This is a genomic window from Nocardia neocaledoniensis, from assembly GCF_029868625.1.
Lineage (GTDB): Bacteria > Actinomycetota > Actinomycetes > Mycobacteriales > Mycobacteriaceae > Nocardia > Nocardia neocaledoniensis_A.
Window position 1 is genome coordinate 1 of the sequence record NZ_JARWOJ010000262.1, and the last position, 25481, is coordinate 25481.

22 protein-coding genes are annotated in these 25481 nt (G+C 71.5%); 12 read left to right on the top strand and 10 right to left on the bottom strand.

Annotated features, from left to right (window positions below):
* Positions 1 to 136 precede the first annotated feature (136 nt).
* Positions 137 to 1753, bottom strand: coding sequence for a (2,3-dihydroxybenzoyl)adenylate synthase (locus QH270_RS20165; protein WP_280344753.1), 1617 nt, complete (start codon positions 1751 to 1753; stop codon positions 137 to 139).
* A gap of 176 nt (positions 1754 to 1929) precedes the next feature.
* Here QH270_RS20165 and QH270_RS20170 point away from each other — a divergent pair, with 176 nt between their 5' ends.
* From QH270_RS20170 to QH270_RS20180, 3 genes are all read left to right on the top strand, one after another.
* Positions 1930 to 5883, top strand: coding sequence for an amino acid adenylation domain-containing protein (locus QH270_RS20170; protein WP_280344755.1), 3954 nt, complete (start codon positions 1930 to 1932; stop codon positions 5881 to 5883).
* Between the two features lie 42 nt (positions 5884 to 5925).
* Positions 5926 to 6789: an oxidoreductase gene (locus QH270_RS20175; protein ID WP_280344758.1), complete on the top strand. Its 864-nt coding sequence runs from the start codon at positions 5926 to 5928 to the stop codon at positions 6787 to 6789.
* 89 nt (positions 6790 to 6878) lie between these two features.
* Entirely contained in the window at positions 6879 to 7349 is a 471-nt protein-coding gene (locus tag QH270_RS20180) for a carboxymuconolactone decarboxylase family protein (protein ID WP_280344761.1), read from the top strand.
* Positions 7350 to 7358: 9 nt separating this feature from the next.
* On the opposite strand, the gene QH270_RS20185 is transcribed toward QH270_RS20180, so the two are convergent.
* Positions 7359 to 7910: an NAD(P)H-binding protein gene (locus QH270_RS20185; protein WP_280344764.1), complete on the bottom strand. Its 552-nt coding sequence runs from the start codon at positions 7908 to 7910 to the stop codon at positions 7359 to 7361.
* Positions 7911 to 8224: 314 nt separating this feature from the next.
* Between QH270_RS20185 and QH270_RS20190 the strand changes: the two genes are divergently transcribed.
* Both QH270_RS20190 and hrpB read left to right on the top strand, forming a co-directional pair.
* Entirely contained in the window at positions 8225 to 9313 is a 1089-nt protein-coding gene (locus QH270_RS20190) for a 3-deoxy-7-phosphoheptulonate synthase (protein WP_280344767.1), read from the top strand.
* Between the two features lie 169 nt (positions 9314 to 9482).
* On the top strand, positions 9483 to 12083 hold the full coding sequence (gene hrpB / locus QH270_RS20195; RefSeq protein ID WP_280344770.1) for an ATP-dependent helicase HrpB: 2601 nt from the start codon (positions 9483 to 9485) through the stop codon (positions 12081 to 12083).
* Between the two features lie 172 nt (positions 12084 to 12255).
* Here the strand turns inward: hrpB and QH270_RS20200 are convergent, their stop codons facing one another.
* Together QH270_RS20200 and QH270_RS20205 are read right to left on the bottom strand one after the other, a co-directional pair.
* A complete protein-coding gene (locus QH270_RS20200; protein WP_280344773.1) occupies positions 12256 to 12804 on the bottom strand; it encodes a class I SAM-dependent methyltransferase in 549 nt (182 codons plus the stop codon).
* A 180-nt stretch (positions 12805 to 12984) separates the two neighbouring features.
* Complete coding sequence (locus QH270_RS20205; RefSeq protein ID WP_280344776.1) at positions 12985 to 13563, bottom strand: GNAT family N-acetyltransferase; 579 nt, start codon at positions 13561 to 13563, stop codon at positions 12985 to 12987.
* 67 nt (positions 13564 to 13630) lie between these two features.
* On the opposite strand from QH270_RS20205, the gene sigJ reads away from it, so the two are divergent.
* Complete coding sequence (sigJ, locus tag QH270_RS20210) at positions 13631 to 14524, top strand: RNA polymerase sigma factor SigJ (protein ID WP_280344797.1); 894 nt, start codon at positions 13631 to 13633, stop codon at positions 14522 to 14524.
* 48 nt (positions 14525 to 14572) lie between these two features.
* On the opposite strand, the gene QH270_RS20215 is transcribed toward sigJ, so the two are convergent.
* On the bottom strand, positions 14573 to 14788 hold the full coding sequence (locus QH270_RS20215; protein ID WP_110037343.1) for a hypothetical protein: 216 nt from the start codon (positions 14786 to 14788) through the stop codon (positions 14573 to 14575).
* Between the two features lie 174 nt (positions 14789 to 14962).
* Between QH270_RS20215 and QH270_RS20220 the strand changes: the two genes are divergently transcribed.
* A complete protein-coding gene (locus tag QH270_RS20220) occupies positions 14963 to 16144 on the top strand; it encodes a pyridoxal phosphate-dependent aminotransferase (RefSeq protein WP_280344778.1) in 1182 nt (393 codons plus the stop codon).
* Positions 16145 to 16179: 35 nt separating this feature from the next.
* Entirely contained in the window at positions 16180 to 17529 is a 1350-nt protein-coding gene (locus QH270_RS20225; RefSeq protein ID WP_280344779.1) for a DUF1254 domain-containing protein, read from the top strand.
* On the opposite strand, the gene QH270_RS20230 is transcribed toward QH270_RS20225, so the two are convergent.
* Together QH270_RS20230 and QH270_RS20235 are read right to left on the bottom strand one after the other, a co-directional pair.
* Positions 17526 to 18215: a trimeric intracellular cation channel family protein gene (locus QH270_RS20230; RefSeq protein WP_432420388.1), complete on the bottom strand. Its 690-nt coding sequence runs from the start codon at positions 18213 to 18215 to the stop codon at positions 17526 to 17528. The genes QH270_RS20225 and QH270_RS20230 overlap by 4 nt on opposite strands.
* Positions 18216 to 18361: 146 nt before the next feature.
* Complete coding sequence (locus QH270_RS20235; protein ID WP_432420389.1) at positions 18362 to 18958, bottom strand: LysE family translocator; 597 nt, start codon at positions 18956 to 18958, stop codon at positions 18362 to 18364.
* A 371-nt stretch (positions 18959 to 19329) separates the two neighbouring features.
* On the opposite strand from QH270_RS20235, the gene QH270_RS20240 reads away from it, so the two are divergent.
* The 3 genes from QH270_RS20240 (at position 19330) to QH270_RS20250 (ending at position 23342) form a co-directional block, all read left to right on the top strand.
* Positions 19330 to 20997 carry a DNA repair helicase XPB gene (locus QH270_RS20240; protein ID WP_280344784.1) on the top strand — a complete coding sequence of 556 codons (1668 nt, stop codon included), beginning with the start codon at positions 19330 to 19332 and terminating at the stop codon, positions 20995 to 20997.
* Positions 20998 to 21092: 95 nt separating this feature from the next.
* Positions 21093 to 21758, top strand: a complete 666-nt coding sequence (locus QH270_RS20245) for a DUF3239 domain-containing protein (protein ID WP_280344786.1) — start codon at positions 21093 to 21095, stop codon at positions 21756 to 21758.
* A 192-nt stretch (positions 21759 to 21950) separates the two neighbouring features.
* Positions 21951 to 23342, top strand: a complete 1392-nt coding sequence (locus QH270_RS20250; protein ID WP_280344787.1) for a M1 family metallopeptidase — start codon at positions 21951 to 21953, stop codon at positions 23340 to 23342.
* A gap of 5 nt (positions 23343 to 23347) precedes the next feature.
* Here QH270_RS20250 and QH270_RS20255 read toward each other — a convergent pair whose 3' ends face one another.
* Positions 23348 to 24205, bottom strand: a complete 858-nt coding sequence (locus QH270_RS20255) for a hypothetical protein (RefSeq protein ID WP_280344789.1) — start codon at positions 24203 to 24205, stop codon at positions 23348 to 23350.
* A gap of 108 nt (positions 24206 to 24313) precedes the next feature.
* Here QH270_RS20255 and QH270_RS20260 point away from each other — a divergent pair, with 108 nt between their 5' ends.
* Positions 24314 to 24823 (top strand): LppU/SCO3897 family protein, encoded by a 510-nt coding sequence (locus QH270_RS20260; protein WP_280344791.1) that lies wholly within the window; start codon positions 24314 to 24316, stop codon positions 24821 to 24823.
* 179 nt (positions 24824 to 25002) lie between these two features.
* On the opposite strand, the gene QH270_RS20265 is transcribed toward QH270_RS20260, so the two are convergent.
* Together QH270_RS20265 and QH270_RS20270 are read right to left on the bottom strand one after the other, a co-directional pair.
* Positions 25003 to 25161 (bottom strand): hypothetical protein, encoded by a 159-nt coding sequence (locus tag QH270_RS20265; protein ID WP_432420390.1) that lies wholly within the window; start codon positions 25159 to 25161, stop codon positions 25003 to 25005.
* On the bottom strand, positions 25158 to 25481 hold a 324-nt coding region (locus tag QH270_RS20270; protein WP_280344794.1), incomplete at its 5' end, for a hypothetical protein. The genes QH270_RS20270 and QH270_RS20265, both read right to left, overlap by 4 nt.

The window sequence follows — 25481 nt, forward strand, 5'->3', positions numbered from 1 at the left end:
GGCGGCCCGCCGGGCGGGGCCGGCTTGTTCCCTCACCCTTGTAAATCGCGGCGCGGGGTGCCACTTTCCGTGCTCTGGCCTCAACCGGGCGCCACGCGGGCCCCCCCTCTCCTGTGTTGCGCCGCGGTTGCCGGTTTCAGCCGTGCAGCGCGCGCAGGGCCTTCTTGTCGATCTTGCCGACGGCCGTGATCGGGAGCGAATCCGCTTGGCGCACGAGGTCGGGCAGCTTGTAGGTGGCCAGGCCGCGCTCGGTGAGGAAGGCCTTGAGCTCGCCGAGGCTCGGCAGCTCGCCGGTGACGACCAGGACGACACAGGCTTTTTCGCCGAGGGCGGCATCGGGCAGGCCGACGGCGGCCGCGTGGCGGACGGCGGGGTGGGCGAGCAGGTGCTCCTCGAGTTCGTCGCAGGAGATGTTCTCGCCGCCGCGGTTGATCACGTCCTTGATCCGGCCGCTGACGACCAGGTGGCCGCTGGGCAGTTGACGCACCAGATCGCCACTGCGGTAGAAGCCGTCGGGAGTGAAGGCGCGCGTATTGTGTTCGGGCGCACGGTAGTACCCGCGCAGCGTGTAGGGGCCGCGGGTGAGCAGTTCGCCTTCCTCGCCGGGCGCGACATCGTCGCCCTCGGCGTCGACGACGCGCAGTTCGTCGGCGGGGGAGAGCGGGCGGCCCTGGGTGGTGCACACCAGTTCCGCGTCGTCGTCGAGGCGGGTGAAGTTGAGCAGGCCCTCGGCCATGCCGAACACCTGCTGCAGGCGGCAGTGCAGTGCCGGTTCCACCTCGCGGGCGTTCACCTCGGCCAGGCGGGCGCCGCCGACCTGCAGCAGCCGCAGCGAGCTCAGGTCCGCGTCCTCCCATTCCACCGCGGCGCTCCACAGCTGGGCCAGCGGCGGGACGACGGCGGTGACCGTCACCCCGTGCCGCTCGATCGCGGCGAAGGCGGCCTCCGGGCTCGGATCGAGGGTGAACGCGATCGCGCCGCCCGTGGCGACGGTGCCGAGAATGCCGGGGCAGGCGAGCGGGAAGTTGTGGGCCGCGGGCAGGGTCGCCAGGTAGACGTCGTCGGGGGACAGCGCGCACACCTCGGCGCTGGCCGTCGCGTTGTAGGCGTAGTCGTCGTGGGTGCGCGCGATCAGCTTGGGCAGACCCGTGGTGCCGCCGGAGACCAGCATCAGCGCGATCTCGGCCGGGTCGATCTCGGGCAGCGAATCCCCTTCGCGCGGGACCGCATCCAGGGCGGTGAACTCGCCGGGGTCGCCCGCGACCAGCACGTGGCGCAGGCTCGGCACGTTCGCTCGCACGGTGGCGGCGAGCTCGCGGTAGTCGAAATCGGTCAGGCGGTCGGGGATGAGGTAGGCCACGGCCTCCGCGAGCGTGGCGAGGTGCTCGATCTCGGCGCGGCGGTGCGCGGGCAGGGTGAGCACCGGAATGATGCCGGCCCGCAGCAGGCCGAACAGGACCGTCGCGAATTCGGGGATGTTCGGCAGCTGGACGATCACCCGGTCGCCGGGAGCGATGCCGAGCGCGAGCAGGCCGTGGGCCATGCGGTCGGCGGCGGCGTCGAGTTCGGCGTAGGACAGCGGCGCCGCGTCGCTCAGGACGGCGGGGTGCTCGGGCTGGGCGCGGGCGGTGTCGCGCAGGAGGTCGCCCAGGGTGCGCCCGGCCCAGTAGCCGGCGGCGCGGTACTCCTGTGCGGCGGTCGACGGGAAGGGGACGTAGCCCGCACGGTGGTCTGCGGTCGATGTCGACGTCACGAACTGCCTCACTGTGGTCCTGGCGGCGGGTGCCGCGCGTCCTCGGCCCTCCGATGGTGTCGCCATAGCAATCCACATGGGAAGGTTAGGCAACCCTATCTCAATGGAGTAGGCTGCGGCCGGGCAGCACCGAAAATCCGTCCGATCACGGGCGGCGAGCAAGGAGTGATCGGCAGATGGAGCAAGCACCCGCAGGCGGCGCCGGAATCGACCGCGCCGAGATCCGCGCCGCGATCGCCCGTCAGCTCGACCTCGAGCTCGCCGATCTCGCCGACGCCACCGACCTGATCCAGCTCGGCCTCGACTCGATCCGCACCATGAAGCTCGCCGGTGGCTGGCGTAAGCGCGGCATCGCGGTCAACTTCGCCCTGCTGGCCGCCCATCCCACCGTCGACGCCTGGCACGCCCTGCTCAACGGCGCCGATCCCGAGGAACTCGCCGCGAACGGCACTCCCGTCGACGGCGCCGCCACCGACGAGCCCGATGCCGCTCAGCCCGGTGGAGCCGTCGGTGTCGCTGGGCCCGATGGGGGCGTGGCTGTCACCAGCGCTCAGCGTGGAACCGCCGCAGCCTTCGGCGACGCCCGTCCGGCTGAGGGTTCGCCGGTCGGCAGTGGTGACGAGGCCGATTCCGCTTCGGCGGCAGGCGAATTCCCGATCGTCCCCGATGACGGCACCCCGTTCGCGCTGGCGCCGATGCAGCACGCGTACTGGATCGGGCGGTCCGACGCGCAGGAACTCGGCGGCGTCGCGGCGCACCTGTATGTCGAATTCGACGGCGCCGGTGTCGAACCCGAGCGGCTCGAGCGGGCGGTGGAACAGCTGCTGGTCCGCCATCCGATGCTGCGCACCCGGTTCCTGCCCGACGGCACCCAGCAGACTCTCGACCGGCCGGGTCGCGCGGTCTTCAGCGTCGCCGACCTGCGGGCGGACGCGCCGGAGGTCGCCGAGCGGCGGCTCGCGGAACTGCGGAACGCGCGCACCCACCAGAAGATGGCCGTGCAGGACGGCCAGGTGATCGATATCGCGCTCACCCGCCTCGCCGACGGACGCACCCGCCTGCACCTCGACGTCGACATGCTCGCCGCCGACGCGATGAGCTACCGCATCCTCATCACCGACCTGGCCCGGCTCTACCACGGCGAGCAGCTGGCGCCACAGGACTACACCTTCCGTCAGTACCTGGCCGACCACGGGCCGGGTGCGGCTGGAGGCGGCGCCGCGTTGGCGGACGAGCGCGCCCGGGACCGCGCCTGGTGGCAGGCACGTCTGCCCGAGCTGCCGGGTGCACCGGAACTGCCTCAGGCCCAGCACATCTCGGATCCGAGCCGCACTGTCCGCCTGCACCGCTGGCTGTCTCCGCAGGCCAAGGCGCGGGTCTTCGATGCCGCGCACGCCAGGGGCATCACTCCGGCGATGGCGCTGGCCTCGGTGTTCGCCGAGACCATCGGCGGCTGGTCGGCGCAGCGCCGTTTCCTGCTGAATCTGCCGCTGTTCCACCGTGAACCGGTGCACCCGCAGGTCGACGGCGTCGTCGGTGACTTCACCTCCTCGGTGCTGCTCGAGGTCGACGTCACCGAGCCCGCCACCGTCGCCGATCGCGCCCGCGCCCTGCAGCAGCGCCTGCACGAGGCGGGCGCGCACTCGGCGTACTCCGGCCTCGAGGTCCTGCGCGATCTCGGCCGCCATCGCGGCGAGCCGGTCCTCGCGCCCATCGTCTACACCAGCGCGCTGAACCTGGGCGAACTGTTCGCCGACACCGTCACCGACACCTTCGGCGACCCGGTCTGGATCATCTCCCAGGGCCCGCAGGTCCTGCTCGACGCCCAGATCACCGAGGTCCGCGGCGGTCTCCTGCTCAACTGGGACATCCGCGAATCCGCCTTCCCCGCGGGCATGGTCGAGGCCATGTTCGCCCGCTACATCGAGGCGATCGAGCGCCTGGGCGGGCAGACCGCCGAGCTTTCCGGCGCGCACGACGGGTTCGGCGCGGCGGGTCACGGCGTCACCCCCGATGGCAGTTCGCCTGCGACGGCTGCCTCCGCCGAGTCGACCACCGGTCTCGTCGGCGTGGCGGGTCGTCACGCGAGGCCGGGCGATGGTTCGCAGGCGGCGGATGTCCTCGGCGACCCCACGTCGGTATCGGACCACTCCGGGGCGGACCGCCGCGAGGAGGGTGGTCGGTCCCGGTCCGCCGCGCAGGTCGGCGGCGCGGGGTGGCAGGCCGAGGCCGGCGTGCGAATCCCGGTGGAGCAGGCCGCTACTCGGGCCAGGGTCAATGCCACGGCCGGGCCGGTGAGCGGTGGTCTCCTGCACACGGGCTTCTTCGCGAACGCCGCGACGAATCCGTCCGCGCCCGCGGTGCTCTGGGAGCCCGCCGGGCGCCTCACCTACGGGGAGCTGGCCACCGACGCCCTGGCCGTCGCCGGCGCCCTGCGCGAAGCCGGTGTGGCGCCGGGTGATTCGGTGGCGGTGCAGCTGCCGAAGGGCCCCGACCAGGTGCTCGCCGTGCTCGGAGTGCTCGCCGCAGGCGCGGTGTACGTGCCGATCGGCTTCGACCAGCCCGCCGCCCGCCGCGCGGAGATCCTGCGCACCGCCGACGCGGTCGCCGTCCTCACCGTCGGCGGCGCCGAGATCCCCGACGCGCGCGCGATCGACCTGGCCGAGGCGCGCACGCACGCGGAACCGTTGGCCCGCCCCGTCTTCGGCGACCCGGAGAACGTCGCCTACGTGCTGTTCACCTCCGGCTCCACCGGCAAGCCCAAGGGCGTCGAGGTGCCGCACCGCGCGGCGATGAACACCATCGACGACCTGAACGAGCGGTTCGCCCTCGGCCCCGCCGACCGGGCCCTCGCGCTGTCGGCCCTCGAATTCGACCTGTCCGTCTACGACATCTTCGGCCTGCTCGCCGCGGGCGGCGCCGTGGTCGCGGTCGACGACACGCAGCGCGCCGATCCGGCCCGCTGGGTGGAACTGATTCGCAGGCACGAGGTCTCGCTGCTGAACTGCGTGCCCAGCCTGCTCGACATGCTGCTCACCGCGACGGCCGAGGAACCGCTGCCGTCGCTGCGCACGGTGATCCTCGGCGGCGACTGGGTCGACATCGCCCTGCCCGGCCGCCTGGCCGCGGTGGCCCCCGAGTGCCGCTTCGCCGGTCTCGGCGGTGCCACCGAGACCGCGATCCACTCCACCATCTGCGAGGTCGTCGGCGCGGAGGTGCCCGCCGAATGGAGCGCCGTGCCGTACGGCACGCCGCTGCGCAATGTGCGCTGCCGGGTGGTCGGACCCGCGGGCAACGACTGCCCCGACTGGGTCACCGGCGAACTGTGGATCGGCGGCGACGGCGTGGCCGCCGGCTATCGCAAGGACCCGGAACGCACCGCCGACCGGTTCGTCACCCACGAGGGTCTGCGCTGGTACCGCACGGGCGACCTGGCCCGCTACCTGCCCGACGGCGCGCTGGAATTCCTCGGCCGCGCCGATCACCAGGTGAAGATCCGCGGCTACCGGGTGGAACTCGGCGAGGTGGAGAGCGCCCTGCGCGCCGTGCCCGGGATCCGGCACGCGGTGGCCGCCGTGGTCGGTTCGGCAGCGCCCAAACTGGTCGCCGCCGTCGTCCCCACCCCGGACACCGCCCTCGACATCGACCAGGTGCTCGCGGCCGCCGCGGAACTCGTCCCGGCGTACATGGTGCCGACCCGGCTGGAACTCCTGCCCGAGCTCCCGCTCACCTCGAACGCCAAGCCGGACCGCAAGGCCGTCCGCGCGATCCTCGAAAAGGGTGAGAGCGCGGCGGAATTCGTCGAGCCGCGCACCGACCTGGAACGCGCGCTCGCCGCGGTGATCGGTGAGGTGCTCGCGACCGAGCGGATCGGCGTCACCGACGACTTCTTCGCGCTCGGTGGCGATTCCGTGCTCGCCACCACCGCCGTGGCCCGCATCCGCGAATGGCTCGACGCCCCCGACACCGTCGTCGCCGACCTGTTCACCGCGCGCACCGTCGCCGGCCTGGCCGCGCGAATGCTGGAGCGGGAGAACGAGTCGGGCACCGCGGGCAGGCTCGCCGCCGTCGCGGTGCTGTACCTCGAGGTGGCCGCGATGAGCGACGAGGAGGTCCTCGCGCAGTCGTAGCGCCGATTCGCGCTTCGCGCAGGTCGCACTAGACTTTCACCAGTGAGTAAGTGGACTGCCGCGAACCTGCCCGACCAGACCGGCCGCACGATCGTCGTCACCGGAGCCAACAGCGGGCTCGGCGCGGCGACCGCGCGGGCACTGTCCGGTGCGGGTGCGCGGGTGATCCTGGCCTGTCGCGACACCGGCAAGGCGGAGCGGGTGGCGGCGGCCCTGCCCGGCCCGGCGGAGGTCCGTGAACTCGACCTGGCGAACCTGAACTCGGTGCGCGCGTTCAGCGACGCGATCGAGCGCGTCGACGTGCTGATCAACAACGCCGGGGTGATGGCGCTGCCGCTGCGCCGTACCAACGACGGCTTCGAAATGCAGTTCGGCACAAACCATCTCGGCCACTTCGCGCTGACCAACCTGCTGCTCGACCGGATCACCGACCGCGTGGTGACGGTGTCGAGCGTGGCGCACCGCCTCGGCCGGATCGATCTCGACGACCCGAACTGGGAGCGCCGCCGCTACGACCGCTGGCTCGCCTACGGGCAGTCCAAGCTGGCCAACCTGATGTTCGCCCACGAGTTGCAGCGCAGGCTGGCCGGGGAGGGTTCGGCGGTGGTGTCCGTGGCAGCCCATCCCGGCTACGCCGCCACCGACCTGATGTCACACACCGAATCGGTGCGCGACCTGGTGATGGCGCTCGGTAATCGTCTGCTCGCCCAGGACGCCGACCAGGGCGCCCTGCCGACCCTGTACGCCGCCACCGCCGACATCGTGCCCGGCGCCTTCTACGGCCCCGACGGCTTCCTCGGGCTGCACGGCCACCCCGCGCGCTGCGGCAGCAGCGACGCGTCGAAGGACCGCGCGCTCGCCTGCGAGCTGTGGGAGCTCTCGGAGAAACTCTGTGGCTTGATCTGAACGATGGTGACCGGCATCACATCCGCCGATGTCACACGGCCACCGGCTCCGTCGTCGTCTCAGTGAATCCAACGACGAAGGAGCACATCATGGAAGCGCGTTTCAACCTCTACGCCAACCCGGTCGCCGCCAGCTTCGTGAAGCGAATGACCATGGCGAGCAAGGTGATCGACGACTCCCCGCTCGACAAGGCCACCTACGAGCTGGTGAAGATCCGGGCCTCGCAGATCAACGGCTGCAGCTACTGCGTCGACATGCACACCAAGGACGCCGCCCACGCGGGCGAGTCCGCGGTCCGGATCAACCTGATCGCCGCCTGGCGCGAGGCCACTGTCTACACCGAGGCGGAGCGGGCCGCGCTCGCCCTCACCGAGGAGGCGACCCGCGTCGCCGACGGCGGTCACGTCAGTGACGACACCTGGGACCAGGTGCGCAAGCACTACGACGACGACCAGATCGCCGCCCTGATCGCCGCCATCGCGATGATCAACGCCTGGAACCGGCTCAACGCCATCGCGCACACCCCGGCCGGTGACTACGTTCCCGGCCAGTGGGGCTGAGTCCGGCCGTCAGGCCCTGGCGAATCGGTGCCCGTGTTCGGGCGCCCCCTGCGCGAATGTCCGCGCGGGGCGGCCGAGCACCTGTTCGACGGTCGGGTCCACCGTGTAGGACTCCGGGCTCGATTCGGCGTACCAGCCGATCACGTACTCGGCGTCGGCCTGCGAGACGCCGGTGGCCCGCAGCCGGTCGACGGCCTGCTGATGGGTGATCCTGGCGAATTCGATCGGCCTGCCCGCCGCCTCGGCCAGGATCGCGATCCGCTCGTGCGGGGTGATCGCCGCCGGCCCGGTCAGGTTGTAGGCCCGGCCGATCAGCTCGGAGCCGACCTCGGCGAGCCCGGCGGTCACCGTCACATGGAGCCGGTCGACGCCATGCCACGCCTCGCCGATCGTCGCGGGCTCGTTGTGGGTGCCGGTGGCCAACTCCACGTCGGGACCGAGCAGGGTGCGTGCCGCGGCGGCGTCGCGGGTGAGCGCCCTGACCTTCTCGCCGCGCGCGACGAGTTCCCGCACCACCTGGCGCCCGGTGTTGCCGGTCGCGCCCGTAACCAGTGTTGTCACAGTCGAATTCCTTTCCTCGACCGCCGACGCTAGGACCTGAAGTTACCTCGAGGTCAAGGAGAGTCCGGTCGGTCGAGGTGCCCCCGCGCGATGTGATGCCCGGCACTTCGGGCAACCGAGGCCACCCTTACCGCGTTGCACCGGTGGTACAGTCCACGGCATGCAGCGCGCATATTTCTGGTTTAGCGAGCCGGCCCTGGGTGGGCCGGTCTGCGACCCTGCGCGCTGACCTCCTCACCCCGAGCCGGACACTGACCGGCTCGACGGGTTCGCGAAAAGTCCGTGGGTCGGCCTCGAAGAATAGGAACCCACACATGACCACCGCAGCCGATGTCGACTCGCGGCATTCCGATCTCGATGATCAGCGCACCCTCAGCGTGAGCCCCCTGCGCTCGCCCGCCGAGGTGCGCACCGTCCACCCCATCACCGACGAGCTCGCCGACACCGTTCGCGCGGGTCGCAAGGCCACCGTCGACGTGCTCAACGGCGACGACGACCGCCTCATGGTGATCGTCGGCCCGTGCTCGGTGCACGACCCGGCCGCCGCCCTGGACTACGCCCGCAAGCTGGCCGCCAAGGCCGCCGAGCTGAGCGACCGGCTGCACGTGGTGATGCGGGTGTACTTCGAGAAGCCGCGCACCACGCTGGGCTGGAAGGGTCTGATCAACGATCCGCACCTGGACGGCTCGTTCGACGTCAACACCGGTCTCGGCATCGGCCGCAAGGTCCTCGTCGACATCACCGCGCTCGGCCTGCCCGTGGCGTGTGAGTTCCTCGACCCGATCACCCCGCAGTACATCGCCGACCTGGTCTCCTACGGCGCGATCGGCGCCCGCACCGCGGCCAGCCAGGTGCATCGCCAGCTCTCGAGCGCGCTGTCCATGCCGGTCGGCATCAAGAACGGCACCGACGGTGACGTGCAGGTCGCCGTCGACGGTGTGCGCGCCGCCGCGGCCAGTCACGTCTTCCCCGGCACCGACCTCGACGGCCGGTCCGCGCTGATCCGCACCTCCGGCAACCCGGACTGCCACGTCATCCTGCGCGGCGGCAGCAACGGCACCAACTACGACGCCGCCTCGGTCGCCGAGGCCAAGCTGCGGCTGGAGAAGTCGTCCCTCGCGCAGCGCGTGGTCGTCGACGCCAGTCACGGCAACAGCAACAAGGACCACAACCGCCAGGTCGACGTCGTCACCGACATCGCCGACCGCCTCGCCGCCGGCGAGCAGGGCGTGGTCGGCGTGATGCTGGAATCGTTCCTCGTCGCGGGCCGCCAGGACCTGACCCTCGGCAAGGCCGACGAGCTCACCTACGGCCAGTCCATCACCGACGCCTGCATCGACTGGGACGTCACCGCCGCCCAGCTCGACCGCCTCGCCGCCGCCGTCGAAACCCGGCGCGGCTGAGTTCTCTACGCGACGTTCTTCACGCGAAGTGCCCCCGGACACCCCGGGGGCACTTCGATGTTGGCTACTGCTCCCTCGGCGTCCGCCGATGGTGTACGCCCAGGTGCCGTTGCATTCGCCGCCGGGTGGTTGCGCACCGGTTCGCGGCGGGGCGGCAGACTGGACGGCGATGAAGCTGCCTGAACTGCCCGATCTGCCGGTGCGGCCCGCGCTGGGCGAGATCGTCGAAACGCTCACCGGACGTGGCGTGGCGGTACTGGTCGCGCCACCGGGGACCGGCAAGACCACGCTGGTCCCGCTGGCCCTGGCCGCCGCGACCGAGGGGCGGATCGTGGTGGCCGAGCCGCGGCGATTGGCGGCGCGGGCGGCGGCCGCGCGCATGGCCGGGCTGCTCGGGGAGAAGGTGGGGGAGACCGTCGGCTATGCCGTGCGTGGGGATCGCAAGGTCGGGCCGCGCACGCGCGTCGAGGTCGTCACCTCGGGCCTGCTGGTGCGGCGCCTGCAAAACGATCCGGAGCTGCCCGGCGTCGACACCGTCGTCCTCGACGAATGCCACGAACGCCACCTCGACGCCGACCTGCTGCTGGCACTGCTGCTCGACGCCAGGTCCGGCCTGCGTCCGGATCTGCGCGTCCTCGCCACCTCGGCGACGGTGGCGGCTGATCGGCTGGCACAACTCCTCGGCGCGGACGACGGTGAGCCCGCGCCGGCCGGTGGCTCGATGCCGGGTCGCGGTGAGAACGCTGCCGGCTCGCCATCGGAACGCACGGTGATCCGGGCGGGCACGCCGGGGTTCGCGCCGGTGCTGGAGGTGCGTGGGCGGGCCTACCCGGTGGATATCCGGTATCTGCCCGCTCTCCCGCGCGAGCGGGTGGAAGCGCAGGTCGCGCGGGCGATCCGGGCCGCGTTGGCGGAGGTCGACGGCGATGTGCTGGTCTTCCTGCCCGGTGTCGGCGAGATCAATCGGACGGCCGGGTTGCTGCGCGACCTGGATGTCGATGTCGTGCCGCTGCACGGGCGGCTCGGTGGCGCCGCTCAGGACACCGCGCTGCGGCCCGGCTCGCGGCGGCGCGTCGTATTGTCCACGGCTGTCGCCGAATCCAGCCTCACCGTGCCCGGCGTGCGCGCGGTCGTCGACTCCGGGCTGGCGCGGGTGCCGCGCATCGATCATCGGCGCGGACTGTCCGGCCTCGCGACGGTGCGGGTTTCGGCGGCGGTGGCCGAGCAGCGCGCGGGCCGCGCCGGTCGTGAAGCACCCGGGGCGGCCTGGCGCTGCTGGCCCGAGTACGAGCACCACACCCTGCCCGCCTATCCCGAGCCGGAGATTCGCACCGCCGAACTCACCCGTCTCGTATTGGAATTGGCCTGCTGGGGTACGCCCGACGGATCCGGCCTCGCGTGGTGGGACACGCCACCCGAAGGTGGTCTCGCCGCGGGCCGCGCCGTCCTGAGAGCTCTGGGTGCTCTCGATTCCACCGACCACGTCACCCCTCGCGGCCGCGCCATGTCCGCTCTCGGCCTGCACCCCCGCCTCGCCCGCGCCCTCCTCGACGGCGCCGCCCACCTCGGCCCCCGCACCGCCGCCGAAATGGTCGTCCTCATGGACGACGACTCCCTGGCCTCGGGCACCGACGCCGCGGCCGCCCTCCGCGCCCTCCGCAATGATCGCCCGCCGCGCTGGGCCAGGGAGGTGCAACGCCTGACGAAGCAGCTTGCCGGCGCGCCCGGCGATCGCGCCGTATCGGCGGCTGATGCGTTCGGGGGATCGCGTGGCCCTGGGGGTGACGCTTCGGTGGGGGAGGCGGCGGCGCTGATGATCGCGCTCGCTTTCCCGGAGCGGCTGGCGCGGCGGCGGGCGGGTGGGGGCTCGTATCTCATGGCCGGTGGGACGGCGGTGACCTTGCCGCCGGGGTCCGGGTTGGGGGACGCGGAGTGGTTGGCCGTCGCGGTCGCGGATCGGGAGCCCGGGCGGGCCGAGGGGCGGATTCGGTTGGCGGCCGTCGCCGACGAGGAACTGGCGCGTGCGGCGGCGCCGGGGCTGCTGAGCCGGGCGGACGAGGTGCGGTGGGAGGCGGGGGAGGTCATCGCCCGGCGGGTCGAGCGGCTCGGGGCGATCGTGCTGTCGGAAAAGGCGCTGCGCGAACCGGATTCGCGACTGGTGGGGCAGGCGGTGCGGGACGGGCTGCGGGCGGAAGGTCTCGGCCTCCTCCGCTGGGATGACGATGCCCGCGGCCTGCGGCAACGGCTCGATTTCCTGCATCGCATCCTCGGTGACCCCTGGCCCGCCGTCGACGACGACGCCCTGCTCACCGACCTCGACACCTGGCTCGGCCCCGAACTCGCCACCGCCCGCCGCCGCGCCGACCTCACCCGGATCGACGCGGGCACCGCCCTGCGCCGCCTGCTCCCGTGGCCCGCCGCCGCCCGGCTCGACGAGCTGGCCCCCGAGCGGCTGGAAGTCCCTTCCGGCAGCCGCGTCCGCGTGGACTACACCGCCGACCCGCCGGTCCTGGCCGTGAAAGTCCAGGAGATCTTCGGCTGGACCGATCCGCCCACTCTCGCCGACGGCCGCTCCCCGGTCCTGCTCCACCTCCTCTCCCCGGCCCAGCGTCCGGTCGCCGTCACCGCCGACCTCCCGTCTTTCTGGCGCAACGGCTGGGCCCAGGTCCGCGCCGACCTCCGCGGTCGCTACCCCAAACACGCCTGGCCGGAAGACCCCACCACCGTCACCGCCCATCGCGGCACGGCCCGAAACGCCGAGAAGCGCTGAACGGCCGCCTCGCCGCCGAGGCAACGGTGTCAGCCCGTCGCGTGGACCGAGGGGTGCATCCCGGCGCGGCCGCGGGCCTCGGCCGGTTCCACCACTGCCCGGTGGTCTCGGCGTAGCGGTCTCGCGGGCCGGCGCGCCGCATTGCGGCATCCGCCGATTCGGAGCCCTGCCCTCAGGACTGATCGCGAGCGAGCAGCTCCACGGCGAGCAGGTCGCCCGACGAATGTTGCTGGGCGTCGAAACCCGCTGTATCTGCCCGGCTTTGAAGCAACGCGGGGTCCGGTTTCGGGCTGCTCGCGGGCCCGTCGGGACCGCCGTATCCGTAGCAGAGCCAGAATCGCCCACCGGGAGCGAGACATTCACGCACCAGCGCCCACGCGCCGACGGCCGGTCCGGTCCAGAAGAGATTGACGTTCACCGCGAACACGAGATCGAATCGCGCACCGCCGTCGAGCCCCGCCAGCACCCGCGCGGCCGACACCGTGCCGACCGTCCCCTCGACCAGCCGCACCCGCCCATCCGCGATCTCCGCCGCGCACCGCACCGCGGCCCGCCCGAGCGCACTCGCCGACCGCTCGACACCGACGATCCGCCCACCCCGCAGCCGCCCCGCCACCCGCACCAGCGAAACCCCGGCCCCCGGCCCCAACTCCAACACCCGATCCGCCGCCCCCACCCCCATGGTGTCGGCGAACCACTCGAACCGCGCGTCATCAGGCATGACCTGCTCCAGCCCGCACGGGACCCAGGCACCGCTGCCCGACGCGGGCCGCGCGGAGACAGGCGGCAGGGCTGGAGAGCATGCCCTCCATGCTCGCACGCCGGGTTCGCCGGACGAGGCTTGCGAGAAGCAGTGTGCGGTGCCTACGGGAGGGCAGTCTCTGGTCAGGCCGGTCGGTGGTCAGGGCGTGAGGATCGTTTCCGGCCAGCCCTCGGCGAAGCCGGGTGGGTCGGTGGCGAGGCGGGCGGCGTGCCATTCGTCGACGCGGGTGCCGCGTTGGATGCCGCCCTGGCGGGCCAGGCCCTCGTAGTGGAAGCCGGTGCGGCGCACGGCGGCGGCGGAGGGGTGGTTGCCGACCATGGCGCGCCAGGTGAGGCGGGCCAGGCCGAGGCCGTCGGGGGCGAAGGCGAAGTCGCAGACCAGCGTGATGGCGCGGGTCATCAGGCCGCGGCCACGGTGAGCGGGGGTGAGCCAGAAGCCGATCTCGCGGACGCCGGGGCCGCGGTCGTGCAGGCCGAGCATGCCTTCGACCGGGCCGTCGAGTGCGGTGCGGATGGCCCAGACGGGGATGCCGGCCGCCCAGCCGGGGGCGACGACCAGGTCGAGGAACTGCTCGGCCTCGGCCCGGCCGTAGGGCGACGGGATGGTCGTCCAGCGCACGATCTCGGGGTCTTGGCAGCATTCGACGATGCGGTCGATGTCGGCGGCGGCCGGGCGAGTGAGCCAGACCGTGCCGTCGGTGAGCGTGTGCTCGTACATCGTGCCATCGTGCCAGGTCCCCGCCCGGTTTCTCATCCGGTTTTCGGCGACCGTAGGATCACCGATGATGGTTTCCCCGTTCCTCGCCGACCTGTTCGAATCACATCGAACGCATTTGCTTTCGGTCGCCTACCGGCTCACCGGAAGCGTCGGCGACGCCGAGGACGCGGTGCAGGAGAGCTGGCTGCGGCTGGCGGGCGTGCATCAATCCGAGATCGACGACCTGCGCGCCTGGCTGACGACGGTGGTGAGCCGGATCTGCCTCGACCATTTGCGCAGCGCGGCCGTGCGCCGGGAAACCTATGTGGGGCAGTGGCTTCCGGAACCGATCGTCACGACGCCGACGCGCACCACCGATCCGCTCGACGTGGTGGTCCGCGATCAGGACAGCCGGATGGCGGCGATGGTGGTGCTCGACGCCCTCACCCCGCAGCAGCGGGTGGCGCTGGTCCTGCACGACAGCCTCGACGTGCCGTTCGACGAGATCGCCGCGATCATCGGCGTATCACCCGACGCCGCACGGCAATTGGCGGTGCGGGCGCGCAAGGCCGCGGCCAAGGCGCCGGAACCGGTCGCCGACGAGGTGCACGACGCGGCGGTGCGGAGGTTCCTGGCGGCGCTGGCCACCGGTGACGTCGCCGCCGTGGCGGCCACCCTGCACCCGGACGCGACCTTCACCGCCGACGCGGGCGGCACCACCAAGACGGCGCTCAATGTGGTCGAGGGGGCGGACAGGATCGCCCGCCTGGCGCTGGGACTGTGGCGCAAGCATCTGCTGGAGGCGGGGCTGGAATTGACCCCTGCCGCGGTGAACGGGCAGTCGGGCCTGGTGCTCACCGATCCGAACTCGCCGTTCGGCAGGCCGGTGCGGGTGATCGGGTTCGCGGTGCGCGAGGGGAAAGTCTGGGCTGCTTACGATTTCGCCAATGCGGCGAAGCTGTCGGGGGCACGTACTCGCTGACCCGTGTGTCGGACCGGACCCGCGCGATCCGGTCCGAGCTGCACGTGTCTAGGGGTAGGTGGACCCCCACTGGTGGTCGCCGGTGGACGAGCCGAGGTTGTGGTCGCCCGTCGAGGAACCCATGTTGTTGTCCGGGGTCGCCGAGCCGGTGAAGAAGTCGGCGATCGGGCTGCCGAGCAGTTGGTCGTGGATGAACCGCAGAGCCGAACCGGCAACCTCCGACGCAGCCGGTCCGACGATGAAGTCGAGCAGAGGTGAGGCCATAGAGAGCCCCTTTCGATATGCCACCACGCTGTGGTGTGTGAGGTAGAACACGGCGAGGCTAGCTCAGCTCGAGTGACTGCACAATAGCGCAGGTCAAACCAGGAAAACGTTTGTGAAACATGCGTGTTCGCTATCGGTCGGCAACGGTGCGGAAAAGTGGGATACGCTGCGGGGATGTCGTCTGCGCCGCCCACCGTCTCCCGCCTGCGCCCGTTCGGATCGACGATCTTCGCCGAGATGACCGAGCTGGCCGTCCGCCACGACGCGGTCAATCTGGGGCAGGGTTTCCCGGACACCGACGGCCCGGCGGGCATGCTCGAGGTCGCCAGGGCCGCCATCGCCGACGGCCTCAACCAGTACCCGCCCGGTCGCGGCATGCCGGTACTGCGGCAGGCGATCGCCGACGATCGCGCCCGCCGCTACGGCACCGCCTACGACCCGGCCACCGAGGTGCTGGTGACCGTCGGCGCCACCGAGGCCATCAGCGCGGCCGTCCTCGGGCTGGTCGAGCCGGGGCAGGAGGTGGCGCTGATCGAGCCGTACTACGACTCCTACGCCGCCTCGGTCGCGCTGGCCGGCGCCCAGCGGCGCACCGCGCGCCTGGTCGCCGACGGCGATCGCTTCGTCCTCGACCTCGACAGCCTGCGCGCCGCGATCACCCCGAAAACCCGCATGCTGGTGATCAATTCACCACACAATCCGACCGGCGCCGTGCTGGACCGCGCCGACCTCACCGCCATCGCCGAGCTGGCCCGCGAACACGACCTGCTGGTGCTGGCCGACGAGGTGTACGAGCACCTGGTCTACGACGGCGCCGAACACCTCAGCATCTCCACCCTGCCCGGCATGCGCGAGCGCACCGTCGTGGTGTCCAGCGCGGCGAAGACGTTCAATGTCACCGGGTGGAAGATCGGTTGGGTCTGCGCGCCCGCCCCGCTGCTCGAGGGTGTACTCGCGGCCAAGCAGTTCCTCACCTTCGTCGGCGGCGGACCGTTCCAGCCCGCCGTCGCGCACGCGATCAACGCGGAGCTGGACTGGGTGCACGTGCTGCGCGACAGTCTCTCGGCGAAGCGGGAACGGCTGTCGGAGGCGCTGCGCGACACGGGTTTCGGGGTATCGGCCAGCGCGGGCGGGTACTTCGTCTGCGCCGACATCCGTCCGCTCGGCGCGAGCGACGGCATGGCGTTCTGCCGCGAACTGCCCGCCCGGCTCGGGGTCGCGGCGGTACCGGTCAGCGTGTTCGCCGACCATGCCGAGGACTGGCGTCATCTGATCCGCTTCACCTTCAGCAAGCGTGACGAGACCATCGACGAGGGGGTGCGGCGGCTGCGCGCGGGAATCATCCGCAACGGATGAGCCGGTCGCGAGCCGCGCACGCTTGACTCGGAGTCATGACGGCGCATCAGATCTCCGAGACCGAACTGGCGACATCGGCCGCCGACGCGTTCATCTACGGCTACCCATTGCTGTTCGATCTGGACGAGGTCGAACGGTTCGAACGTGACGGCCTCGGCAGCGTCCCCGCGCGGCCGATGAACGAGTTCGGGCACGCGACCCGGCTCGCCGGTGCCGACGCGAAGTTCGTCTCGATCAACAACGACACGGTGTATTCGATCGCGAACGTCGACACCGGCGGCGGTCCGGTGCGCTTCGACGTGCCCGAGGCGGGCGATCGCTACTACGTCATGCAGTTCGTCGACCCCTGGACCGAGAACTTCGCCTACGTGGGGCACCGGGCGACCGGAACGAAGGCGGCCTCGTTCCTGCTGGTACCGCCCGGGTGGACGGGCACGGCACCCGCCGATGTGACCGTGATCCGGTTTCCCACCACCATCGCCACCATCGTGGGCAGATGGGCGGTCGCCGGGGAACAGGATCTGCCCGCGGTGCGCGAGCTACAGCAGGGACTACGACTGACGCCGACCGCGCCCGGCCCCGGCCTGCCCGCCCGACCCGCCGCGGACCTGCCCGAGCAGATGCGGTTCTACGAGCGGCTGCGGACGGCCATACGCGCGTTTCCGCCGGCCGAACGCGATCGCCGCTATCAGCAGCGTTTCGCCCCGCTCGGCCTGCTCGCACCGGAATCGCCCTACGCGGATCCCGATCCCACTCTCGCGGCCGCGTTGACGGCGGGGTTCGCGGCCGGGAAGCGTCGGCTGGAGACGGCGCTCACCGACGGCCCTGCGCCGAAACAGCACGGTTGGAGCCTGACCTATCACCTCTTCGACTACAACCTGGACTTCTTCGAGGTCGGCGCCCTCGACGAGCCGGCGTGGAAGACACCGGACACGCCGCAGCGGTACCTGCTGCGGGCGATCGCCGCTCGGGCCGGGCTGTGGGGCAACCATGGCTACGAGGCCGCCTACGCGATGATCTACGACGACGCCGACGGTCGCGCGCTGGACGGAGCGCATCGCTACGAGCTGCGGTTCGCCACGCCACCGCCGTGCGGTGCGTTCTGGTCGATCACGATGTACGACACCCCCGACTTCTATCTCGTCGACAACCCGATCGGCCGATACTCCATCGGGGATCGCACGCCGGGGCTGCACACCGGCGCCGACGGCTCGCTGACCATCGCGCTCCAGCACGACGAGCCCGTCGACCCGGAGCTCCGCGCCAACTGGCTGCCGACTCCGGCCGGCGCCTTCCGTCCGCTGCTGCGGATCTACGAACCCGATGACGCCGTCTTCGACGGCCGCTACGAGCTGCCCCCGATCATCCGAGTCGATCGGCGCTAGTCGCGCGCGTGCCTGGCCAGCGGCGCCTGCCACTGGAAGTGGCGGGCCAGCAGCCGGAAGCCGATGGCGCCCGTGGCGGCGAGCAGGCCGGTCCAGGCGTGGTAGAGGTCGAAGTGCAGGAGGGTGGCCGTGGTGGCGGCGCCGAACAGGGCCGGGATCGCGTAGAGATCCTGGTCGGGGCGTAGGACGCTCGGCACTTCGCCGCTGAGCACGTCACGCAGGACGCCGCCGCCGATCGCGGTGGTCATACCGAGCAGTGCCGCCGTCGGCGCGCCGAGGCCCGCCGAATCGGCGATGACCGTCCCGGTGACGCAGAACAGGCCGAGGCCGATGGCGTCGGCGATCTCGAGCGGACCCTTGGTGAGCCGGGGCGAGGGCGCGATGAAGAACAGGACCAGCGCCGTCACCAGCGAGGCGGTCAGGAAGGTGAGATCGGTGAACGCGGCGGGTGGGGTGCGCCCGATCAACAGATCGCGCACGATGCCGCCACCGAGCGCGGTCGCGGCCGCGAGCACCGCCATCCCGAACATGTCCAGCCGCTTGCGCGCGGCGACCAGCGCACCCGAGGCGGCGAACGAGATCACACCGAGCAGTTCGCCACCGCGATGCACCACGGTCACCGCGGAATCCAGCTCCGAGACCGACGGTCCGGTCGCGACGGCCGCCGCCAGCACCCCAATACTCACCGCTCACTCCTTCGCACGAACCCCCGCGAGCAGCGTGGCATGGGAACCCGTCGCGCCCGCATCCGCCTCGCCTGGTCGGCGGCGGTGCGGTACGAGTGTGATCGGCCCGGCGCGTCGCGACAGCCGGGCGGGCCCAGGTCCGCCGCTCAGGCGGGAGCCGGGCGCGTCCGATCGGTGGCGAGCAGGATCGCGATCGTGCCGAGCGCGGTGCCCATCAGGTAGCGCTGGGTCCGCAGCCAGAGCGGTCGCGCGGTGAGGAACGACGCCAGCCCGGCGGCGCCGAGCACGATCAGCCCGTTGACGGTGAGCGCGACCGCGATCTGGACGGCGCCCAGCGACAGGCTCTGCAACCACAGCGCCCCGCGCTCGGGATCGACGAACTGCGGGATCAGCGCCATGTACATGATCGCGATCTTGGGATTGAGCAGGTTTGTGACGAAGCCCATGGTGAACAACCGCCGCGCCGGGTCGACCGGCAGCTCCACGGGCGCGAACACCGACGTGCCGCCCGGGCGAACGGCCTGCCAGGCCAGCCACAGCAGATAGCCCGCGCCGGCGAGCTTGAGGCCCAGGTACAGGCCGGGAACCACCGCGAACACGGCGGTGATGCCCACCGCGGCGGCCAGCAGATACACCCCGAATCCGGCGGCGACCCCGGCCAGGGAGACGAGCCCGGCCCGGCGGCCCTGCGCCACCGTCCGGGAGACCAGGTACATCATGTTCGGCCCCGGCGTGAGCACCATGCCCAACGCCGCCGCCGCTACCCCGAGAATCGCCGTTGTCTGCAGCACTCACCGAGTCTGACCTGGTCAGCGCGGCTTGTCTCGGTCCAGTGAGCGACCGCTGGACCGCTCGCTCCAGCCCCGCCACCAGGTCGCCTGTCGGTCCACGTCCGTACAATCGAACAAGGCGACCGACCCACGGCGCCACCACGAAGATCGACACTCCAGGCCGAACACACCCCGCACAGGGCGAGCCCGACGAGCCCGTTCGGGGCCGCCCCTCGATTCAGCGCTCGAAGCGCATGCGCCGCAGGCGCGAGTCTCGAGCGCTGAATCGAGGGGTCACGAGGCCCCGAACCCGCGCGCACCAGCGCGCCGAAAGCGCAGGCACTGTGACCGACGGTCCGCTGATCGTGCAGAGCGACAAGACCCTCCTGCTCGAGGTCGACCACGAGCTGGCAGGCAACGCACGGCAGGCCATCGCGCCGTTCGCCGAGCTCGAGCGCGCGCCCGAGCATGTGCACACCTACCGGATCACGCCGCTGGCGCTGTGGAACGCGCGCGCGGCCGGGCACGACGCCGAGCAGGTCGTCGACGCGCTGGTGAACTTCTCGCGGTACGCGGTGCCGCAGCCGCTGCTGGTCGACATCGTCGACACGATGGGCCGCTACGGCAGGCTCCAGCTGGTCAAGCACCCGGCGCACGGTCTGTGCCTGGTGAGCCTGGACCGCGCGGTGCTCGAGGAAGTGCTGCGGCACAAGAAGATCGCGCCCATGCTCGGTGCCCGCATCGACGACGACACGGTGATCGTGCATCCCTCCGAGCGCGGCCACATCAAGCAGATGCTGCTCAAGATCGGCTGGCCCGCCGAGGATTTGGCCGGCTACGTCGACGGCGAGGCCCACGACATCGGCCTGGACTACACCGAGGGCAAGTGGCACCTGCGCGACTACCAGGAGATGGCCGCCGACTCGTTCTGGGCCGGTGGCTCCGGTGTGGTGGTGCTGCCGTGTGGCGCGGGCAAGACGATGGTCGGCGCCGCCGCCATGGCCAAGGCGAAGGCGACCACGTTGATCCTGGTCACCAATACCGTCGCGGGCAGGCAGTGGCGCCGCGAACTGCTGGCGCGCACCACGCTCACCGAGGACGAGATCGGCGAGTATTCAGGTGAGCGCAAGGAGATCCGGCCCGTCACGATCGCGACATACCAGGTGATCACCCGCAAGACCAAGGGCGAGTACAAGCACCTGGAGCTGTTCGACAGCCGCGACTGGGGCCTGGTGATCTACGACGAGGTGCACCTGCTGCCCGCGCCGGTCTTCCGGATGACCGCAGACCTGCAGTCGCGCCGCCGCCTCGGCCTGACCGCCACACTGGTGCGCGAGGACGGCCGCGAGGGCGACGTGTTCTCCCTGATCGGCCCCAAGCGCTACGACGCGCCGTGGAAGGACATCGAGGCACAGGGCTGGATCGCTCCCGCCGACTGCGTCGAGGTGCGGGTGACCCTCACCGATGCCGAGCGGATGGCCTACGCGACGGCCGAGCCGGAGGAGCGCTACAAGCTGTGCTCCACCGCGCGCACCAAGATCCCGGTGGTCGAGTCGATCCTGGCCAGGCACAAGGACGCGCCGACCCTGGTGATCGGCGCCTACCTCGACCAGCTCGAGGAACTCGGCGTCGACCTGAACGCGCCGGTGATCACCGGCGCCACGAAGAACAAGGAGCGCGAGGCCCTCTTCGACGCGTTCCGCTCGGGCGAGGTCCCCGTGCTGGTGGTGAGCAAGGTGGCCAACTTCTCCATCGATCTGCCGGAAGCCTCGGTGGCGGTGCAGGTTTCGGGCACCTTCGGGTCGCGGCAGGAGGAGGCGCAGCGCCTCGGCCGGTTGCTGCGGCCGAAACAGGATGGGGGACAGGCGCATTTCTATTCGGTGGTCGCCCGCGACACCCTCGACGCCGAGTACGCCGCGCACCGGCAGCGTTTCCTCGCCGAGCAGGGCTACGCGTACCGCATCACCGACGCCGACGATCTGCTCGGACCGCCGATCGGTGACGGCGCGTAGTCGCTGTCGGCCGGTCAGGACGCGGTAACGTGCGGTGACAGCCCTCGGCAGATAAGTGGAGGCATTTCCTCCGCAACCTGTGCTAGGAAGGAATCGTGCGCCGCTTCGAATTCGTGGTCGACCGTGAGCACGCCCATGCGGTCAACGAGACGTTCACCGGGCTCCGCAGGCTGCGCGTCGTCGCGCTGCTCGCGGCCGGGCTCGCCGTCGCGGCCACGGCCGCCCTGCTGTGGAGCGGTCAGGCATGGGGATACCTGCTCGCGATCGTCTGCGCGCTGGCCGCCGCGATCGCGCTCTGGGTGGCGCTGTGGACTCCGCACCGCTCCAGCATCGAAAAGCTGTACCAGGACGGTGCTTTGGTGCCCGCCGTGGTCACCGACGCCGAGCCGGGCGGCATCGTGTTGCTCGCCCTCGTCGACATCGCCGAACCGACCGCGCCGACCCGCAGCTGGGCATTGGTGACCCGCAAGGTGCGCGCCCTGCCCGGCCACGCGCCGGAGCCGGGGGAGCGGGTGCCCGCCGTCGCGGTCCGCACCGACCGCGCGCCGCGCCAGGTGGGGGAACGCTGGCAACTGGTCACCGCCATGCCGATCGCGTGGGCCACCCGCGACAGCGCCGTGATCGACCGGGCCCGCGCTGCCATCACCGAGCTCGAATGGCGGCTGCTCGCGGAGAATCTGGCGCTGGCCGATCGGGTGCGGCGCACGGCGACCAAACGGATGATGCTCGATCCGGAGCGCCTGCCCGGCGAGCTGCGCTGACCGCACCGGGTGCCCGGCACTCGACCCGCACCGCGTGCTCGGGGCTCGACCCGCACCGCGTGCTCGGCGCTGACCCGCACGCATGCTCGGCGCCGACGGGCGAAGCGCCGGGCGGTATCCCGTGCGCGCTCGAGCTGATGCGACGATGGTCGGTGCCAACGCGAACCCGCTCCGGCGAAAGGTGTGTCGACGATGCGTCTCTGCGCCACAGCGTGCGCGGTGCTCACGGTGCTCGTCGTCGGTACCTGCCCGGCGGGCGCCGACGCGGGGCTGATCGGGGCACCCGGCCTCGGTGACCCCTACTTTCCCGCCGACGGCAACGGCGGCTACGACGTCACCCACTACGACGTGGCGATCGACTACGACCCGCCCACCCACGTCATGCGCGGCACGGCGAGCGTCGACGCCCGCGCGACGCAGCCGCTGGCCCAGTTCAACCTCGACTACACCGGCCCCGAGGTGCTGATGGTGACGGTGAACGGCCAGCCCGCCGCGTTCGCCCACGACGGCGCGCAGGAACTCGTCGTCACCCCGCTGCTCCCGCTGCCGCCCGGACTGCCGCTGCGGATCGTCGTCGACTACGCGGGCCCGGCCGCCGACACCGAGGGCGAGGGCTGGACCTACGCGCCGAGCGGCGGCGCGTTCGCCGTCGGGCAGCCGCACAGCGCGACCTCCTGGTACCCGCTCAACGACACCCCCTTGGACAAGGCGACCTTCACGCTGCGCGCCGCGGTACCCGCCGACTGGGAGGTGATGTCGACCGGCGAGCGCACCCGGCACGAGGTGCGCGACGGCCGCCTGTTCACCACCTGGGAGACCAGGCAGCCCGTGCTCGGCTACCTGACCACGGTCGCGGTCGACCACTTCACCTTCCTCGAACAGCGGCGGGCGAACGGCACCCAGGTGCTGAGCGCGTTCGCGCCGGAATCGGAGAGCAACCGCGAGGACGAGCAGCGGCTGCCCGAGATCCTCGACTTCCTCGAAAACCTCTACGGCCCCTACCCGTTCGACGTCGCGGGCGGCATCTACGTCGACGCCGAGATCCCGTTCTCGCTGGAAACCCAGACCCGCCCCACCTACGCGCCGTGGACCGACCTGAACACCGTCGTCCACGAGCTGGCCCACCAGTGGTGGGGCGACACCATGTCGGTGCGGCAGTGGTCCGACATCTGCCTCAACGAATGCTTCGCCAGCTACACCGCCGACTACCTGTGGCCCGAACGCGTCGACGGGGCCGACGTGGACGCCGAATACCGCGAGACCATCGCGAAATTCCGCGACGACCCGGAGTTCTGGGATATCGCGCTCGCGAATCCCGGCGCGGAGAACATCTTCACCTCCGTCTACTACCGCGGCCCGCTGTTCCTGCACGCACTGCGCAAACTGCTCGGCGAGGACGTGTTCTTCACGGCGCTGCGCGATTTCGTGCACGCGCACCGCGACGGGCACGCCTCGATGCCGGAGTTCCGTGAATTCCTGCAGAGCCGGACCTCGATGCCGCTCGGTGAATTCCTGGCCGAATGGCTGGACGCGACGACGGCGCCGCGCGAAGCGTTCCTGTACCCGGGCACCCTGCGACGCTGAGGCGGTCAGCTCCCGTCCATGCGGGCCTTCGCCCGCTCGACCCAGCGTCGCATCCGATCGAACTGGCTGCGCGCCGAAGTGAGTTCGCCGCGCGCGCGATGTTCGGTGGTGCGGGCGAAATGCCGTTGCTGCTCGGCGTGCTCGAGTTCCGCGCGCAATTCGTCGATCCTGGACTCGATCTCGTCCAGTTCGGTCTTCGCCTGTGCCGCCGCGGTTTCCGCCTCGTCCTTCGCGGCACGGGCCTCCGTCAGCGCGGACTCGGCGTCGTCGAGCTCCTGCTTCGCCTCCGCCCTGCGCTGGGCCGCGGCGTCCTCCGGTGTGGTCTTGCCGCGGCGCGGGCTCGCCTTCTTGGGCGGTGTGGCCTTGCCGCCGGTGATCGCGACCAGCCCGGCGGGGCCGAACCCGTCATAGGTGACGGTGGTCGGCAGCACGCCGGCCCGCACCTGATCGGCGACATCGGGATCGGCCAGCGCGGCGGTCAGCGTCTGGCCGACCTCGCGCAGCACCTGCTCGCTCGCCGGGCGCTCGTGCTCGGCGGCCAGCTCGGCCGCCCGCTTGGTCATCGCGTTGACCACCTGCTGACGCTGGGCGCCGAGCGCGCGCAGTTTGTCACCGGAGAGCTGACGCTGCGCCGAACGCAGCGCGTCACCGAGGTCGAGCAGCGCCGAGATCTCCTTCGGCGCGTGCCGGGCCAGCAGATTCACCGTCCAGGCCGCGACCGTGGGTTTGCGCAGCGCGGTGATGGCCTTGGCCAGCTCGCGATCGCCGTCCTCGCGGGCCTGGGCGGCCCGCTCGGTGCGGGTCGCCACGAACTCGCCGGGGTCGAGGCCGTACAGCTCGTCCACGACATCGTCGATGGTCACCTTTGTGATGGTAACCAGCGTTCGACGCGGGCGAGCGTGACCGGCACCGGCTTGGGTATCGTCACGGCGGTCATATCTGCCTGAACCGTTCGGTGAGTGAGGTTTTCAGTGTTTTTCCCAGGAAAGCGACTGCTGGCACGGCTCGTGCTCGCCCCCGTGGCGACGGTCGCACTGGTCGGGGCGGCCGTCGCCTGTTCGTCGGACAGCGATTCGGCGGCGAACTCGGTGAGCAAGGGCTCCTGCGTGGAGGTCACCGACAACGCGGCCGACGCGATGAAGGCGACCGTGGGTGACTGCGGCGCCGCCACCTCGAACTACCGGATCGTGCAGGTCGGCGCGGCCCCGCTGAACTGCGCCGTCGAGGACGCGACCTTCAACGGCACCGTCGGCGACACCAAGACCGGGCTGTGCCTTTCCCCGAACTTCGCCGAGGGCAAGTGCTATGCCGACGCGGGCCAGCGCCCGGCCGAAGCGGTCGCCTGCACCGCACCGGAGGCCACCTTCAAGGTCGTCAAGCGCATCGACGGCGCCACCGACGAACTGCAGTGCGGCACCGACGCCACCCAGTTCCGCTTCGCCGCCGACCCCAAGGCCACCTTCTGCATGGCCAAGCCGTAATTTCGGAGCGCTGGCGCGCTCGAGTTCGCGGCCCCTCCAGTCCCGTCGATCAGGCACCGGTGCTTGCTCCTTCGTCGCCTACGCACCGGCACCTGATCGACGGGACGGCCGCGAACCGCCGCTGACGCGGCGGACCCTCCTCGAGGTCGGGTCGTGGTGGCTGGTTGTGCTGGTGTGGTTCAGTCCAGCAGGGCCACCGACGCGATGCGGTGCAGGGTGAAGTGGCGGGTGGCACCGGTGACGGGGTCGACGGCGTCGAGTTGGCCGTTGCCGACCCGCAGCGGTTCGACCACGCGCTGGCTCGCCACGCCCTGGGCGTCGACGTAGCCGATGTTCACCGGGCGGCCCCCCCCGGGGGGCCCGGGGGGGGGCGCCCCGGGGGGCGCGGGGGCGGGGGGGGGGGCGGGCGGGGGGGGGGGGGGGGGGGGGCTGCCCGGGCGGGGGCGCGCCGCGCCACCTCGGCCTGGCGGCCGAGCGGCTTGAGCTGGCGGCGCAGCTCGGTGGTGAGGTCGGTGAGCCGGGCGATCTCGGCGTCCACCGATTGCGCGCGGGTGCGCAGTGTCTCCACCTGACCGGTCAGCCTGGCCAGGCCCTCGCGCCGGTCGGCGATGGCGCGCACCCCCCCCCGGGGCGCCGGTGGAGCGGGCATGGGGGGGGG

Bases quoted from the DNA above. Each gene is read 5' to 3' on its own strand.
- QH270_RS20180 (WP_280344761.1), top strand. From the start codon at position 6,879: ATGGAAGCGCGTTTCAACCTCTACGCCAACCCGGTCGCCGCCAGCTTC.
- QH270_RS20170 (WP_280344755.1), top strand. From the start codon at position 1,930: ATGGAGCAAGCACCCGCAGGCGGCGCCGGAATCGACCGCGCCGAGATC.
- QH270_RS20205 (WP_280344776.1), bottom strand. From the start codon at position 13,563: ATGTACGAGCACACGCTCACCGACGGCACGGTCTGGCTCACTCGCCCG.
- QH270_RS20225 (WP_280344779.1), top strand. From the start codon at position 16,180: ATGACGGCGCATCAGATCTCCGAGACCGAACTGGCGACATCGGCCGCC.
- QH270_RS20235 (WP_432420389.1), bottom strand. From the start codon at position 18,958: ATGGTGCTCACGCCGGGGCCGAACATGATGTACCTGGTCTCCCGGACG.
- hrpB (WP_280344770.1), top strand. From the start codon at position 9,483: ATGAAGCTGCCTGAACTGCCCGATCTGCCGGTGCGGCCCGCGCTGGGC.
- QH270_RS20250 (WP_280344787.1), top strand. From the start codon at position 21,951: ATGCGTCTCTGCGCCACAGCGTGCGCGGTGCTCACGGTGCTCGTCGTC.
- QH270_RS20215 (WP_110037343.1), bottom strand. From the start codon at position 14,788: ATGGCCTCACCTCTGCTCGACTTCATCGTCGGACCGGCTGCGTCGGAG.
- QH270_RS20220 (WP_280344778.1), top strand. From the start codon at position 14,963: ATGTCGTCTGCGCCGCCCACCGTCTCCCGCCTGCGCCCGTTCGGATCG.
- QH270_RS20200 (WP_280344773.1), bottom strand. From the start codon at position 12,804: ATGCCTGATGACGCGCGGTTCGAGTGGTTCGCCGACACCATGGGGGTG.
- sigJ (WP_280344797.1), top strand. From the start codon at position 13,631: ATGGTTTCCCCGTTCCTCGCCGACCTGTTCGAATCACATCGAACGCAT.
- QH270_RS20190 (WP_280344767.1), top strand. From the start codon at position 8,225: ATGACCACCGCAGCCGATGTCGACTCGCGGCATTCCGATCTCGATGAT.